Annotated in this window: 16 protein-coding genes; 9 read left to right on the top strand and 7 right to left on the bottom strand. The window is 60.9% G+C overall.

Annotated elements, in window-relative coordinates; translation table 11 throughout:
* The first annotated feature begins 386 nt into the window (after window positions 1-386).
* Window positions 387-599 (top strand): hypothetical protein, encoded by a 213-nt coding sequence (locus HKK80_RS14625; RefSeq protein WP_411800320.1) that lies wholly within the window; start codon window positions 387-389, stop codon window positions 597-599.
* Between the two features lie 464 nt (window positions 600-1,063).
* On the opposite strand, the gene HKK80_RS14620 is transcribed toward HKK80_RS14625, so the two are convergent.
* Window positions 1,064-2,524 (bottom strand): RtcB family protein, encoded by a 1,461-nt coding sequence (locus HKK80_RS14620; protein WP_411800319.1) that lies wholly within the window; start codon window positions 2,522-2,524, stop codon window positions 1,064-1,066.
* Between the two features lie 325 nt (window positions 2,525-2,849).
* The gene (locus HKK80_RS14615; protein WP_411800318.1) at window positions 2,850-3,887 is read right to left on the bottom strand and encodes a class I SAM-dependent methyltransferase; all 1,038 of its coding nucleotides are present in this window, start codon (window positions 3,885-3,887) and stop codon (window positions 2,850-2,852) included.
* Window positions 3,888-3,972: 85 nt separating this feature from the next.
* Here HKK80_RS14615 and HKK80_RS14610 point away from each other — a divergent pair, with 85 nt between their 5' ends.
* Window positions 3,973-4,260 carry a hypothetical protein gene (locus HKK80_RS14610; protein ID WP_411800316.1) on the top strand — a complete coding sequence of 96 codons (288 nt, stop codon included), beginning with the start codon at window positions 3,973-3,975 and terminating at the stop codon, window positions 4,258-4,260.
* A gap of 31 nt (window positions 4,261-4,291) precedes the next feature.
* On the opposite strand, the gene HKK80_RS14605 is transcribed toward HKK80_RS14610, so the two are convergent.
* The gene (locus tag HKK80_RS14605) at window positions 4,292-5,104 is read right to left on the bottom strand and encodes an ABC transporter ATP-binding protein (RefSeq protein WP_411800315.1); all 813 of its coding nucleotides are present in this window, start codon (window positions 5,102-5,104) and stop codon (window positions 4,292-4,294) included.
* Entirely contained in the window at window positions 5,101-6,198 is a 1,098-nt protein-coding gene (btuC, locus tag HKK80_RS14600) for a vitamin B12 ABC transporter permease BtuC (protein ID WP_411800314.1), read from the bottom strand. The genes HKK80_RS14605 and btuC overlap by 4 nt, the downstream gene beginning before the upstream one ends.
* Window positions 6,199-6,255: 57 nt before the next feature.
* Here btuC and HKK80_RS14595 point away from each other — a divergent pair, with 57 nt between their 5' ends.
* On the top strand, window positions 6,256-7,329 hold the full coding sequence (locus HKK80_RS14595; RefSeq protein WP_411800313.1) for a PGF-CTERM-anchored ABC transporter substrate-binding protein: 1,074 nt from the start codon (window positions 6,256-6,258) through the stop codon (window positions 7,327-7,329).
* Between the two features lie 6 nt (window positions 7,330-7,335).
* Here the strand turns inward: HKK80_RS14595 and HKK80_RS14590 are convergent, their stop codons facing one another.
* Window positions 7,336-8,079, bottom strand: coding sequence for an adenosylcobinamide amidohydrolase (locus tag HKK80_RS14590; RefSeq protein WP_411800312.1), 744 nt, complete (start codon window positions 8,077-8,079; stop codon window positions 7,336-7,338).
* 274 nt (window positions 8,080-8,353) lie between these two features.
* On the opposite strand from HKK80_RS14590, the gene HKK80_RS14585 reads away from it, so the two are divergent.
* Entirely contained in the window at window positions 8,354-8,512 is a 159-nt protein-coding gene (locus tag HKK80_RS14585; RefSeq protein ID WP_411800311.1) for a hypothetical protein, read from the top strand.
* Window positions 8,513-8,542: 30 nt separating this feature from the next.
* Here HKK80_RS14585 and HKK80_RS14580 read toward each other — a convergent pair whose 3' ends face one another.
* Window positions 8,543-9,805: a hypothetical protein gene (locus HKK80_RS14580; protein ID WP_411800310.1), complete on the bottom strand. Its 1,263-nt coding sequence runs from the start codon at window positions 9,803-9,805 to the stop codon at window positions 8,543-8,545.
* A gap of 243 nt (window positions 9,806-10,048) precedes the next feature.
* Between HKK80_RS14580 and HKK80_RS14575 the strand changes: the two genes are divergently transcribed.
* The 4 genes from HKK80_RS14575 (at window position 10,049) to HKK80_RS14560 (ending at window position 12,517) form a co-directional block, all read left to right on the top strand.
* Window positions 10,049-10,453: a high-potential iron-sulfur protein gene (locus HKK80_RS14575; RefSeq protein ID WP_411800309.1), complete on the top strand. Its 405-nt coding sequence runs from the start codon at window positions 10,049-10,051 to the stop codon at window positions 10,451-10,453.
* Between the two features lie 83 nt (window positions 10,454-10,536).
* Window positions 10,537-11,112, top strand: coding sequence for a DUF2062 domain-containing protein (locus HKK80_RS14570; RefSeq protein ID WP_411800308.1), 576 nt, complete (start codon window positions 10,537-10,539; stop codon window positions 11,110-11,112).
* 44 nt (window positions 11,113-11,156) lie between these two features.
* Window positions 11,157-11,816 (top strand): thiaminase II, encoded by a 660-nt coding sequence (tenA, locus tag HKK80_RS14565; protein WP_411800307.1) that lies wholly within the window; start codon window positions 11,157-11,159, stop codon window positions 11,814-11,816.
* Window positions 11,813-12,517: a TenA family protein gene (locus tag HKK80_RS14560; RefSeq protein WP_411800306.1), complete on the top strand. Its 705-nt coding sequence runs from the start codon at window positions 11,813-11,815 to the stop codon at window positions 12,515-12,517. Before tenA ends, HKK80_RS14560 begins: the two co-directional genes overlap by 4 nt.
* 1 nt (window position 12,518) lies before the next feature.
* On the opposite strand, the gene HKK80_RS14555 is transcribed toward HKK80_RS14560, so the two are convergent.
* Complete coding sequence (locus tag HKK80_RS14555; RefSeq protein ID WP_411800305.1) at window positions 12,519-13,013, bottom strand: Lrp/AsnC family transcriptional regulator; 495 nt, start codon at window positions 13,011-13,013, stop codon at window positions 12,519-12,521.
* 479 nt (window positions 13,014-13,492) lie between these two features.
* On the opposite strand from HKK80_RS14555, the gene HKK80_RS14550 reads away from it, so the two are divergent.
* Window positions 13,493-14,839 carry an N-6 DNA methylase gene (locus HKK80_RS14550; protein ID WP_411800304.1) on the top strand — a complete coding sequence of 449 codons (1,347 nt, stop codon included), beginning with the start codon at window positions 13,493-13,495 and terminating at the stop codon, window positions 14,837-14,839.
* The last annotated feature ends 65 nt before the right edge of the window (window positions 14,840-14,904 follow it).

Raw genomic sequence — 14,904 nt, 5'->3', positions numbered from 1 at the left:
AACTTCCTCAGCCTCACACTCAACACTGATCGCTGGTTCGAGAAAATCTTGAGTACCGACTTCTACAGATGAGCGAATTCGGTAAAGTGCGTGTCATCGTCAACGTGAAGTACCCGTATCCGACTGTCTTCGGGGTTGCGCCTCTCAATCATACTATCATCTGTGCCAAGTTGCACAAAAATGTATTCTCTGCGGCGAAATGCTATCTGTTGGATACATAATACGCAGCGGAGTGGCCGCTACAGATCGTGCGTTCACCAACGGGAATGGGCGACAGAAGGCCGGAACAGCCGCTATGGAGAGGTAGAATGGAAATACCTACACCGAATTCTAAGATTGTGGGATAGTTGTCGGTAATTAATATCTAACGATGTGAAGCTACACGTATGGGACTGGATTCATTCGAACACATAGACACGATGCTGAAAAGTGTTCAAGAAGACGTGACAGAGCCAGAGCTCAGCTTCAAACTACGCACCGCACGTCAACTCTGTGACGCACTCAAAGAACAGTATACAGCGGGACAAGAAGCGGTTGAAAGAGCCGATATAGACGAAGAAACACGCGAATCGCTCCGTCAATTAGGCTATCTTGATTGAGTGGAGGGCTGTGCAAGAGCCGCATGGTGTCTCTTGCACTGGTATTCCTCACAGGAAACCGATAGCCCTGTTTCGCTATCTTCGGCAAGAGCCTCAACTCTCAATACGCCCACTTCATGTTGATGATCACCAAGCGACACATCCGGTTTCTACGATCGGGATGACAGCACACAGTCACGGTGGAACTAATGCAAACGGTACGGATAGCCATCGGTGCCTCCTCCCGACATGTTGATATAGCTGGTCGACATATGGCAAGGTGACCACCCTGTTCCGGGTGGTCGTAGCACTTGACCCCGCTACCAGCACACTACGTTTGCGCCGCCGGCCAGTTTTTGGCTGGCGGCGTCCCTGATCGGTGAGCGGCAGCTCTATCGTTTCAGACGAACCACTCTCTAGGTAGGCAGCGATTGTCTCGATCAGTCCATCGAGTCCCGAGGTATTTCACCGACGACGCTTCCACCTCAGCCTTTGATATTACAGACCGGCACCGTGCGGGCGACGGGATCAGCGAGATCGAGAGCCTCCGAGACGGCGACCACATCATCGATATCCTTGTAGACGCCGGGTGCTTCCTCGGCGATGGTTTCGCCGTCCTCGGCCTTGAGATAGATCTGTTGGTGATCGCGGAGGTCGGTTTGGACATCGCTCGCGCCGTACTCGCGTTTGGCCTGCGTGCGACTCATGATCCGTCCCGCGCCGTGGGCGGTCGAGCCAAAGCTCTCGGTTAGTGAGCCATCGCCGCCGCGGAGCACGTAGCTGCCGGTGCCCATGCTGCCCGGGAGGAGCACGGGCTGGCCCACCTCGCGGTAGGCCCGCGGCACCTCCTCGCGGCCGGCCGGGAACGCTCGTGTCGCGCCCTTCCGGTGGACGTAGTACTCCCGCTCCTCGCCGTCAACGTCGTGACCCTCCTTTTTGGCGATGTTGTGGGCCACATCATACAGCAACTCCATCCCCATCTCCTCCCAGGAGCGATCAAAGACACGCTCGAAGACCTGCCGTGTTTGGTAGGTCAGCAGCTGGCGGTTGACCCACGCGAAGTTGATCGCCGCGCCCATCGCGCCGTAGTACGCTTTGGCTACTTCGCTGCCAGCAGGCGCGGCCGCGAGGTTGTCGTCCGGGAGATCAGCGTTGAACTCGGCGTGTTCCTCGCTGATGCGGCTGACGTAGTCCTTACAGACCTGGTGGCCGAGCCCGCGGCTCCCGCAGTGGATCATCACGACGATCTGGTCGGCCTGAAGCCCGTAGGCGTCGGCGACATCGCCGTCGAAGATCTCGGTAACCCGCTGGACTTCGAGGAAATGGTTGCCGGAGCCGAGACTGCCGATCTGCCCCTTGCCGCGGTTTTTCGCACCCTCTGAGACGAAATCGCTGTCGGCGTTCGGGCGGCGGCCCTCGTCCTCGCAGTGCAGCATATCCTCCCGTGTTGCATACCCTTCCTCGACCGCCCAGTCGAGCCCACGATCGAGCACCTCAGTCACGGTCTCAACGTCGGTTTCGACGACGCCGCCATGACCGATCCCGGTCGGAATATTCGCAAAGAGTGCGTTGACGAGTTCTTCCTCCCGACCGCGGAGGTCGTCATACGTGAGGGTCGTCCGCACCATGCGGACGCCGCAGTTGATGTCGAAGCCGACCGCCCCCGGCGAGATACAGCCATTTTCCGCGTCGATTGCGCCGACGCCGCCGACCGGGAACCCATACCCCTGGTGGCCATCCGGCATACAGAGCGCGTGGGTTGTGATCCCTGGGAGCTGGGTGGCGTTGGTGATCTGATCGAGGGTGTTGTCGTCGCCGATCTGATCGAGGAGGGATTCGCTGGCGAGCAGCCGCGCCGGGACGCGCATCTCGCCCTCTTGGGGGATCTCCCAGACGTGTTCCCGAATCCGGTGCAGCTGATAGCCGTTGATCTCCCGTGTGGTCATGGCTGGCTGTCGGCGACCAACGCGAAAGAGCGTTGCGTCCGATACGTAGCGTCTGAGTAGAACAGTTGCATGAAGAGAAGAGGTGTAGAAAGCCCTCGACGCGCTCGACTCCCGGGACTCGCTGCGCTCCTCACTCGCTTCGCTCGTTGCGGTGCTTTCGTCGTCCGGGTTCGCCGAGCGCGTCTCGCCCTTTCAGTCCACCAGGCCGTGGTTTAGTTGGTTAGCCGACTCGCCTGCTTGCTACTCTTATGTGAACACCACCGCTGTCAACGTGTCGCCCGTCGTCTTGGAGGTTGCTGACTACGCACTATCGACCAGCACAGTATCAATCAGTTCGCCGCAGCCGCACGTCGAGACAGACGTTCAGTTCGTGTGGCGCGTACGACCGGACGACGTGTTCGGTCTCGACGCTCACAGCGTACTCCGGTTCGGCGGCCGCCCGGATCGCCTCGATCCCTGGCCCGAAGGGATCGTCCTCGTGTTGGATGTCGTAGTAGTGGAGGACACACTCCTCGCCGGCGAGATCGACCGCTGTGGCAACAAACTCGTTCGCGCTATGGGGCAGATTCATCACCAGCCGGTCGGCCCAGCCGCGGTAGTCGGCGGCGACCTCGCGCACGTCGCCTGCGATCGCGGTCACCGCGTCGGCGACGCCGTTACGGCGGGCGTTTTCCCGGCAGTAGTCGATCGCCGTCTCGTTGAGGTCGACGGCGACAACGCTGGCTCCGCGGCTGGCCGCGGGGATCGCAAACGGGCCGACGCCGGCAAACATATCCAGCACCTGTTCGCCCGGTTCGATCTGTTCGACGACCCGGTGGCGTTCGGTGGCGAGTCGCGGCGAGAAGTAGACAGCGGCGAGATCAAGCAGGTACTCGTGGCCGTACTCCCGATGTACTGTTTCGGTCGGCGAGCGGTCGCTGTCGGCGGCCGCGTCGTCGTCGACGGCCACCACCTCCCAGTCTCGCACCCGGAGCTCGCCTTTGATCTTCGAGGCACGGTTGAGCACCGATCGAGCCGGCAGATCGGCGTCGATGACGGCTTCGGCGATCATCGCCGCGCGGTCTGGGTCATCCTCGTCGATGACGACGATGTCGCCGATCCGCTCCAAGGAGGGCTCAAAACCGAGGATATCGGCGGGCGTGCGAACACCCTGGCGGACGGGAAGATCGTAGGTCGTCATCTCGGTGTCGCAATCGAGTTCGGCGACAGCATCGGCTGCGGCCTCGGCGTCGGTGACCGGGATGTAGATCCTGCCGTCCTCGACAGCGATCTCGTGGTCGTCGTTGAGGGCCTCAGCCGCCGCGAGCGCACTGCGAGCCGCCTCACCGGCTTCGCGGGCGACGGCGACACACGGAACGTCCATAGCGACCGTGCGGTATCGCCGCGCCTAAGCGTGACGTTTGGCGGCGACCACGAGGGCTTTCAGGGCGGCACTCCAACAAACACCAATGAGTGACAGCGAGTTTCCCGCGCCCCGCCCCGGGCCGTCGTGGGAACGGCTGCGGGTGCGGGCCGCCTGTAGCGCGGGCGTCGCGCTGCTGCAGCTTGCCGTCTTCTGGGAGTCTGTCATCCGGACGATCCCGATGTTGTGGCCGCCGGTTGAGCCGCTGACTCAGTGGGTGAGCTTTCTCATGGTCTCGATCGGCTCGTTTGTCGTCATCTCCGGGCTGTTTGGGACGCTGCTTGGCGATCAGCTCTATGATCGGTATCTGGGCGACACCTCGGAGTCGACGTAGCCCAGTTAGCCTCAGTCTCTTGCAGAGACTGCTATTCCTCCTCGTCAGCGATCGCTGTCGACTCATCCGGCAGCGCGGTCACCCGTGGTGTGTCGGTCACCGAATCCTGAGAGACGACCGCGGTTGCATCGAAGGCGTCAGCCAGGGTTTCGCTTGTCAGCACTGTATCTGGGTCGCCAGCGGCGACAACGTCGCCGTCGGCCAACAGGATGAGCCGATCACAGTAGCGGGCCGCCAGATCCAGGTCGTGGATCGCGGCGACAGCGGCGGTACCATCGTCGACGACCGCCCGAACCGTTTCCAGCGTGCGGATCGCGTGGTTGATATCGAGACTCGCCGTTGGCTCATCCAACAACAGCACCGGCGTCGCCTGCGCCAACGCCCGGGCCAACAGCACCCGTTGGCGTTCGCCGCCGCTGAGATCGGTGACCGGGCGATCAGCCAGCGATTCCAACGAGGTACGGGCTAAGGCGTCGACGACCGCCTCCCGATCCGTCTCGTCGGGGGTGCCGAACCGGCCGATGTGGGCGTGCCGTCCCATCGCCACCGCCTGCTCAACGGAGAACCCAAACGAAAGCTCGGTCTCCTGTGGCACCGTTGCCACCCGCCGGCCGATCTCCCTGGCCGACAGCGACGACACCGATTGGCCGGTTACCGTGACCCCGCCGGCCGTCGTGGGCACACCGCCACGGATCGCCCGCAGCAACGTGGTTTTCCCCGCGCCGTTTGGGCCGATGAGGCCGACGAGTTCACCGCGGTCGGCCGTGAGTGAGACCGTCGACAGCACCTCCCGTCCCCCAAGGGTGACCGATATGTCGTCGACGATGAGTGGCGGGTCGCTCACAGCGCGTGCACCTCCCGGCTGCGGAGCAGGTATAGAAAGAAGGGCGCGCCCAACGCGGCGGTGACGATGCCGACCGGGATCTCCGTCGCGCCAGCGCGGGCAACCGTATCCGTGATGACGAGGAAGGAGGCTCCGCCCAGCGCGGCCGCCGGCAGCAACACCCGATGGTCGGGGCCGACGACCAGCCGTAGCATATGCGGGACGATGAGGCCGACGAAGCCGATCACGCCGGAGACGGCGACCGCGGCAGCGGTCAGCACCGCCGACACCGCAAGCAGGAGCCGCTTTGTGCGCTCGACCTCGACACCCAGCCCGGCGGCGGCCTCCTCGCCGAGCAACAGGACGTTCAGATCGCGGGCATACGCCAGTAGTATCCCAAACAGCACGGGGACGATGAGCAGCGTGATCGTCACATCATCCCAGCCGGCGTTGCCGAGATGGCCCATCAGCCAGTGGACGACCGCCCGCAGCCCCTCGCCGCTGTACAGCTGGAGGGCGGCGATCACGGCCCCAAGAAAGGCCTGGATCGCCACCCCCGCCAACAGCAGCGTCGCCACCGGCGTCCGGCCGCCCTCGGTGGCGATCAGATAGACAACAAAGGCCGTTATCACCGCACCGAGAAACGCCGCACCCCGAAGCCCCAGGCCGAAGGGGATCGCCGCGGGCGCGATGATAGCGGCGACCGCGCCGACGGCGGCCCCCGAGGAGACGCCGATGATCGAGGGGTCGGCCATCGGATTCCGAAAGAAGCCCTGCATCACGGTGCCGGCGGCCGCCAGCGCGAAGCCGACGGTCGCGGCCAAGAAAATTCGTGGAAGGCGAACGCGCATCACGATCGTCTCGGCGGTCTGGTCGACCGGATAGGTGACTGCTGGGTGCCACTGTAGCGTCGGCAACGGCAGCTGGAGCACCCCGGCAACCGACAGCGGTGCCAACTCGATCCCCGCCGGCAGCGACACCGCGTTGAGCAGAACTTTCACAACTGTCGCTGGCGGGATCCGCACCGGGCCGATCCCCGCGGCAAGGGTGATAGCGACAGCAAGCACCGCGATCAACCCAAGCGACCACGTCACGGCGCGCTGTCGGACTCGCATGAATGAAACCGGAGTTGCAGTAGCCAAATACTTATTGCCTTCACCCGGAGATGGGGTATGCTCGGTCGACGACCGCTTGTGATCCTGTGTCTGTTGGTGGCTGTGAGTCTCGGTGCCGGGGTGGCGACCGCCGACCCCGTATCGGCGACGGCGTCGCCGTCGGGAGCTGATTCCCCGCCGACCGCAAACAACTCCTTCCCGGTCACGCTCACCGATGCGACCGCCACGGCAGTCACCGTCGAGTCTCGGCCTGAGCGTATCACCACGACCAATCCGAGTGCGGCCCAGACGATGTGGACGCTCGGGGCGGCCGACCAGGTCGTTGGCGTCACACAGTACGCGAGCTATCTTGAGGGAGCCGAGCAGCGGGACAATGTCTCGGCGGCTGGCCTCGGCGTCAGCATCGAGCGGGTGGTAGCGACCGAGCCGGATCTGGTGCTCGCGCCGAACGCGACCAGCCGTGAGACCGTTGCCACGCTTCGGGACGCCAACCTCACGGTGTATCACTTCCCCGCGGCCACCGATTTTGAAGCTGTGGCCGCGAAAACACAGACGACCGGCCGGCTTACCGGCAACACCGCCGCGGCCGCCGACACGAACGCGTGGATGTGGAAACACGTCGCCGCGACCGAATCCCAAACGGCCGACGTGGATCGTCCGCGCGTGCTCTATCCGCTGCTCGGCGGGTTCGCCGTCGGCAACAATACGTTTATCAATCAGATCATCACCACGGCCGGCGGAGAAAACGTCGCTGCCAGTGAGTTTGATGGATACAAACAGGTGAACGATGAGACGGTCATCAACCTCGCCCCGGAGGTACTGATCGTCACCGATCAGACGGAGGGACAGATCCTTGGGTCTGAGCCCTATTCGCTAACCCCGGCGGGTGAAACCAATCGCACAGCGACCCTGTCCGTGCAGTACCTCAACCAACCCGCCCCGCGGAGCGTTGTCTACGCGACCAGCAATCTCAGCTCGCAACTCCACCCTGAGTCGGCGGTGGATGTGAGTTCCCCAACCGACGACAGCGACCCGGCAACCGGTGTCTCCGCGCCAGGATTTGGGATCGGTGGTGCGGTCGCCGCGCTGATCGCGGTCGGTGCCAGCGCGCGGCTCCGGCAACGACCATAGCGTCGCCTACCCCGGTGTCGACACCGTTGCTGTCGCCGTCGTCTCCACACCGTGGTCGGCGTCGCCAACCGATTTGGGGTGTTCTCCATCCGGATACCGCGCGTCGAGTGCGGCGGTGAGACCCTCTCGAACGCAGGCGCGGGCTGCGTTGCCGACCGTCGTGGCCGAGCCGACGAAGCGTGTCTGCTCACCGTCGGGGTCGCTGCCGACGATCACCGCATCGCTCGTCGTGCCCGTGAACCCGGTTTGGCGGCTGAGGGTTGCCGTTTTGGCTTCGACGACACCCGCGAGAAGGCTAGCCAGCGCGGCCGGTGGCAGGGCCCGGGTCGTGCCGACGATGATATTGATCGTTCCGTGGTGGCTGTGGTCAGCGGTGTGTTCTGTATCGCCGGCTTCAGGGGTCGGTGTCGATGTATCAGCGGCGTCCCGCGGCGGTAGCGTCGCCGGATTCGATAGCCCAGCGGTCACGATCGCCTCAACCGGATCGAGGACGGCCCGTCTGGCATGTCGTTGGGCCACGCCAGTCAGCAACGCTGGCCCGTCGATCTCGAAGCCGGCGGTCGTCACTCTGCGGTCGATGTAGGATCGGAGGTTGGTTTCGTCCCAGCCGGTAGGAACGGTGAGATTGTAGGCTGCATCGGCGCGCTCTCGCCCACCGTCGACACCCGTCGAGAGCCAGTCGGTGTGCGGCCGCCGCACCTGTAACACACCGTCGGTGATCGTCGTCTCAAACACACCCTCATCCATCATGATGTGTCAGCCTCTCCAGGCCGGTAGCCCTATCGGCTTTGAGACGCACAAAGAATCAAACATACAATAGACTTTTTGCCGCAAAAATATTGGTTTATTTGAATATAAATGTAATGAGATTATACTTCATAGATATAGGCGCAATTCTTTTGACGATTGGCGATCCTAGCGGACTAGTATGAAGACGGAGCGGACAGAACCACACGAATACCGTATTGTGAAAGAAATGAATGCAAATAATGCAATTAATCTACTGAATCCCTCAGCGAACCGCGTGTTTCAGGTCGTCGAGTACGAAGACGACGCACTCCGTGAGGAGCTTGCAACACTCCCGGCCGGTAAACTGGTTGAGCTCCAGCTTGATCGCATCGGCGGGCGGGCGAACGTCTGGCAGGCACGTCGCCCGGCAAACGTCGCCTCGCTGACCCCGTGATCGCCTCGACCGTCCTGTGTTCGTGATCGCTCAGTTTGCCTCGTTTCTGGTGATCTCGTAGCCGAAGTCGATCGTGTTCTGCGGCATGATTCGAACCGACCAGTCGCCGGCGGCCGGATCAGCGATCTCGTAGGTGAACGTTTGCTGCCCCCCGCGTGTGGCGTAGGTATCGTCGGTTGTCTCTCGTGGTCGCTGCGCGCCAAGGTTGACGCCGCCGGAGTCCGTCAGGCTCGTTCGGTCGGCGTCGATCTCACGGCCATCGGGTGCGACAAACGTCACGTCGAAGGAGGCATCCTGGCTTCGCTCCGCCGCGCGCCGTCGCTGATTGGCGGTGAGCTCCAGCGTCGCGTTGGTCGTTGACTCGCTCACACTGAAGCTCGTCTCGAAGGGCTCCTCGGGGGCCGTCCAGACCTGGAAGTTGAGATCGATCTGCTGCCAGTAGGTGTTGTCGGGGTTCCGGTTTGGATCGGTGATCCCGAGATCGACGGTCGCGCTGTAGTCGCCGCGCTCGGCGTCAGCGGGGGGTTCGACGGTTAGCTCGACGGTGTCGGTCTCGCCGGGCTCGATCTCGCTTGGGCCGTCGATCGTCACCCACGACCGATCCAACGTTTCACGATCGCCTGGTCGATGTCGACGCTGTGTGTCGGCGTTGAACTGCGGGTTGACCGGGACGGCTTCCTCGCCGGTGTTCGAGACCTCGATCTCTCGGGTGATCGTCTCGCCGGCCTGTAGATGTGTGTAGATGTGTGTCTCTGAGTTGAGTTGGACGGTTGGTTCCTCCCAGACGTTGACGCTCACCGAGACGCTGTGTACCGGCTGTGGCGGTCGGCCCGGATACCGGATCGTCTCGTCGGTGAAGGCGACGAGCCCGCTGTAGTCGCCGATCTCGGCGTCGTCGGGCACGTCCACGGTGATATCAACCTCGGCGGACTCGCCGGCGTCGAGTGTGGTCTCACCGCCGTCGATCGAGAGCCAGTCGGCTTCGACCGGTGGCTGGCTCCGGGCCGGCGGCGTGGCGACCCGTGGCGAGATGTCGACGGCCTCGTCCTCGCCGTTTTCGACGGTGACAGTCACCGTCTCGCTGTCGCCGGGTTTGAGTTCGAGATTCCGGTAGCCGTCCTCGATATAGAGGCGTGTGTAGTTCGCCGGATTGAGGGTACTGCCCTCGGTGGTTGTTTCGACGGTCGTTGTCTCGCTTGCCGTCGCACTATCCGTCGTCGCGGCGACCACGCCCGTGGCAGCGAGGGTGCTGACTCCCACCAGCGTGATCAGGATGAGTGTTCGTGTGTTCATAGCTCGCGCCAGCGTGTCGATTCGGGCCCGAATGGAGGGCGAGTGACTGGCACGTGAACATCGCCACCAGCGGGTACTACCCCTTGTGGAGACTCAAACCAGAATTTGTGTGATGCATTCACAAGCGACGACGGCTCGCGACTCACACGCTATGACGTGTCACAGCTGGGGTAGCGTTGGTTGTTTCTCAGTTCCTGAGAACAGTGATGTCCGTCTTTTACTCGAATATCTTATCTCCTGCCGATGGCAGAGAGCCCGAACTCCCGCCGACGGTTTTTGCGTGTCGCCGGTGCCGCAGCTATCACAACCACCCTTGCCGGCTGTGGCGGCAGCGGTGGCGGTGGAGCGCCCTCGGAACCGTCATCCGAGAGCACCGGGGAGTCAGCCGATGGTGGGGGCGAAGCCGAACCGGTTCCGGCGTCCGAACGCACCGCCGAATCACTCGGTGGGATCGAACGCAATCCCGACGGACTCCAGGATCCAGAAGCCCTCAACTATCAGCCCACCCCCAACAACGGCCAGCAGTGTGACGGCTGTCAGTACTATGTCACGGATCAAGACGGTGACGGGATGGGTGCCTGTACGCTGATTTCCGGGGAGGTCGATCCCGACGGTTGGTGTCTCAGCTACGCTGCGTACATCGGCTGACCCCTGGTGGCCCTCTGCACCCCACCGCTTTGGGATCGGTGGCGTGCAGTAGCTTCTTCCCGCCGTAGTGTGAGCCAGCGGCTATGTGTTGGCCGCGAAGTGCTCGACTCCGGCGGGTTCGCAATCGGGTACGCGATGCGATCGAGGCGTCGTTTGATGCCGACCAGCCGCCTGCACAGATCGCTGCCAGCTTTGCTATCGGGGTCTTTCTGACAACGCTGCCGACCCTTGGCGGCAACCTCGTCGTGATGGTGATCTTGGCCTCGCGGGTCGCGTGGATCAACACGGTCGCGCTGTTTAGCTCCGGGATCATCATCAATCCGCTTGTCAAATGGGGGATCTATGCCGTGAGCATCCCGCTGGGGATCTATCTGCTCGGTCCGATCGATGGCGGGGTTGCCGTCGAGCTGTCGCTGTCGGGGAACCGACCCCTCCTCGTCCGGCTGGTCGTCGGCTCTGTACTCCTCGCTCTCCTTGCAACCGTCATCAGCTACGGCCTTGTGCGCCGGATGGTCGTCGCATACCGCCGCCGGCATCTCACGCTTGTCGAGGAGGTCGCCGATATCGTGGTTCGGGAGATCGATCCGAGCGATGACTCCGATACCAGCATCGAGGTCGACACGCCGGCTGACGCCGCCGACGCGACCGAAGATAACTAAGTTATATCAACAACTTATAGTCGCTGCCGCGGCAAGAGTTCCCCATGACCGGTAGCGACCACCTCCTTGCGATCGGCGAACCGATCTGGCAGGCCCAGAAGAACCACCCCTTCGTCGTCGAACTCGCCGACGGCACTCTCGACAGCGACGCCTTCGCTCACTGGATTAAACAGGATTACCGGTACCTGCAGGATTACGCCCGGCTGTGGGCACTTGCGGGCACGAAAGCCCGCGAGGAGACGCGGATGACCGCGCTGTTGGATATCGCTCACACGACCCTCAACACCGAGATGGATCTCCACCGGTCGTTTGCGGCCGACTACGGGATCTCACAGGATGAGTTAGAAGCGACCGAGAAAGCTCCCACCTGTGTCGCCTACACCAACTTCCTCCTGCGGACGGCCTACGAGGGAAGTATTGCGGAGATCGCCGCCGCGCTCTACCCCTGTATGCAGGGCTACCTCGATATCGCCGACCACATGGCCGAGTTGGCCGACGAGACCCACGAGTACACCCCCTTCATCGACACCTACACCGGCGATGAGTTCCGCGAGGACGTGGCGTGGGGCCGGGCGTTCGTCGACGACTGCTGGGAGCAGTATCCCGGCGAGCGCGAAGCGATGGAGGAGGCCTTCCTCACCAGCGCGAAACTCGAATACCGCTTTTGGGAAATGGCCTACACCGTGGAGGGGTGGGGGCTATGAGCGGTGATACCTTCGCTGACTACGCCGCCGACCGCGACGAGCCGCGATTTACCGACTGGCTCCGCGAGCGAAGCGAGCCGGCCTGGAGCGACGCTGTCGATCATCGATTCACCCAGGAGTTGGGTGCGGGCACCCTTGACGCCGACGTGATGGCTGAATATCTCCGCCAGGATTACGCCTTCGTCGACACGCTGGTCGGCGTCTTCGGCTACGCTGTCGGGCAGGCCCCCACGATGACCGAGAAACGCCGGTTCGTCGAGTTCCTCGATGTCATCACCGACGACGAGAACGACTACTTCGAACGCTCCTTCGACGCCCTTGACGTGCCCGCCGAGCGGTGGCACGATCCCGAGCGAACTGCAGCGACGGAGTCGTTTATCGATCTCCTCCTCGCGGCGAAAGCACAGGGCGGCTACGCCGAAACGCTGGCTGTGTTGGTGCCGGCAGAATGGATCTATCTCTCGTGGGCGACACGTGAGGCCGACGACCGGCCGGCCGAGTTCTACCTCGCCGAATGGATCGACCTCCACGCCAACGACGGTTTTGTCGCCTTCGTCAACTGGCTGCGAGAGCAACTCGATGTGGTCGGCCCGACGCTGTCAGCGCGTCGCCGACGACGGGTGGCACGGCTGTTCGAGCGCACGGTCAACCACGAAGTCGGGTTCTTCGACGCTGCCTACGACCAGACCGGCGAGCGGTAGGCTACTCGTCGGTTGACAGCTCCGCCCCGTCAAACTCGTCCAGAAAGCCGCGGTACTGGCAGACGTACTCATCGCGGATGAGCTGTTCGTCGACGACTTCGAGCCCGAGGCGGTTGAGCTCCGTGCTGATCCGATTGAGGTCGTCGTGGTCGCGGCCGATGGCGTTGACGTAGACGTTTCGCTGGCCGGTCATCACCTCTCGTACCGCGGTAACACCCTGAATCTCGCGGGCGTCGGCGGCGAGGCTATCGCGTTCCGGCACCGGCGCGGTACAGATGACTTTGGTGTACAGCGGGTAGCCCGCAAGGTCGTAATCGATGTCGATGTGGTAGCCGCGGATGATCCCGCTTTCTTCGAGAGCGTTGAGCCGGGTGCGGATTGTACTCGACGAGAGATCGAGTTTGTCGGCGATCTCGCTGGAGGAGGTGTGGCGGGCGTCCTGCTGGAGGTGATAGAGGATCGCACGGTCGACCGCGTCGAGTTCGCCGTCCTTCATTGCGTAGGGGTGTCGAACGGCACCGACATGAGTGTTGGGTAGTGGTTAGCGACGAATCCGACGAACACGTGGCGGTAGCGGACACCTCAACACGAGAACTATCGAGGTGCTTCGCTAACTCAGCGGAATAAGTGTCATTCTAGATACAGTGTCATTGGTTGGCGTGCAAGACGGAAGGCGCGAATCTTGTACAGAATCATTTCGAAAATCAGATTGTTTGTGCCTGTCAATACATGCGCTTGACCAATTAGCTACTTAATGTTGGTTAACTACGTACTTGCGAGTTCGCACTCTACTAATTCACTCGTCATGTCGGATAATCTTCTTAGCGTACAAGTGGACAGTGCGTCTCTCCTCGCCGTTCAATGAGCATCCGCGTCTGTAAGCAATTGAAGGGGGAATACGTCTTCGTACTTCCCGAATGGCCCCAACCGGAGGTTTCCCGACTTTTATATCCGTATGATTAGTAAGAGCACACTATGTCGAGCCAGCCGAAGGAGCAGAAATTTCACAGTCTTCTCTACTCAGCCCTCTATCGGTACGTAGAAAACAACGATACGAAGTTTTCCGAAGTCACGATTGAGAAGGATGTTGAGGGAAGACGAGCGGACATCCACCTTGACAGTAACCTCACTGGAAGTCTCGTGATTGAGGTAAAACGCGATGATATTTCTCCATATGATAAAAGTGTAATAAAGCAGGCGCGCGATTACACCCGAGACATCGGTGCTGATTTCTTTGCTACGTGTAACAGCAACGACTTCTACCTGTTCAACTATAACGATGAGATCGAACTCCAAAACGTCCCCTACAACTACGCGAATCTCCGTCCAATCAATCTCTCAGACCCAGAACTAGATGGGTTCGTTCCGCAAGTCCTTGCTGGTATAGATCACCTCTACCAACACGGAAAACTACCAGGACAGGAAAAGAAAGAACAAGTCGTCGGGCTGCTCCGAACCTTCCACTCCACAATCTGGCCAGCCTACAAAGAACTGGCAGAACAAAAATACCAAAGCAACGAGAAATTCATCAATCTATTCGACAACTGGGTTCGAGAAAATGACTTCACTGACCTCTCCACAGACGAGCAGTTAGAAACAGCTGCAAAGCAGTACGCGTACCTGTTAACGAACAAAATACTGTTCTACGAAGTCGTTCGGGAACAAACACCAGAGCCCATCGAACCAAGTGATGGGAAGAAACTTCAATCACTCATCGGTGTGTCCAGTCTAGATTTTCTTGATGAACATATCCGTAGACGATTCGATGAAATCGTTGAAAAAATTGACTACGAGCCTATCTTCCGAAACAGTGACTTGTTCGAGCAGTTCCCGCACAATAAAAAAACACTGCAGAACATACAGTCACTCACAGAAAACATCGAACAGCGCGAAATTTCTGGAATCGACGAAGATCTCCTTGGTGACGTATTCGAAGAACTCATTCCAAAAAGTGAAAGGAAGAAGCTCGGCCAGTACTACACTCCACCGACGATTGCTGAAGCAGTCTCGAAATGGGTACTCGATGCACCGGCAGAACACGAACTCCCTGAAATCCTTGACCCCGCGTCCGGGAGCGGAACATTCCCTGTCGAGGTGTACACTGAACTACAACACGACTATCCAGACGCCACACATCAAGACATCCTTGACTCTATCACTGCAGTCGACATCAACAAATTCCCACTGCATCTTACCGCGCTGAACTTAGCGGGCCAAAACATCGAAGAAGAAATTGACACACTACACGCCTATCACGCCTCATTCTTCGATATTGAACCAGAATCGACGATGCTGACCTCTGTACGGTTGGATAATCGCTAGTTGTCCAATCTGTCATAACGGCCCAATGGCTGACACGTAGTATTGAGTGAAAGCGGGTGAATCAG

Source organism: Halonotius sp. F2-221B (assembly GCF_046719765.1).
GTDB lineage: Archaea > Halobacteriota > Halobacteria > Halobacteriales > Haloferacaceae > Halonotius.
Note: the sequence above shows the minus strand (reverse complement) of the source record. Positions and strands in the feature narration are given on the sequence as shown.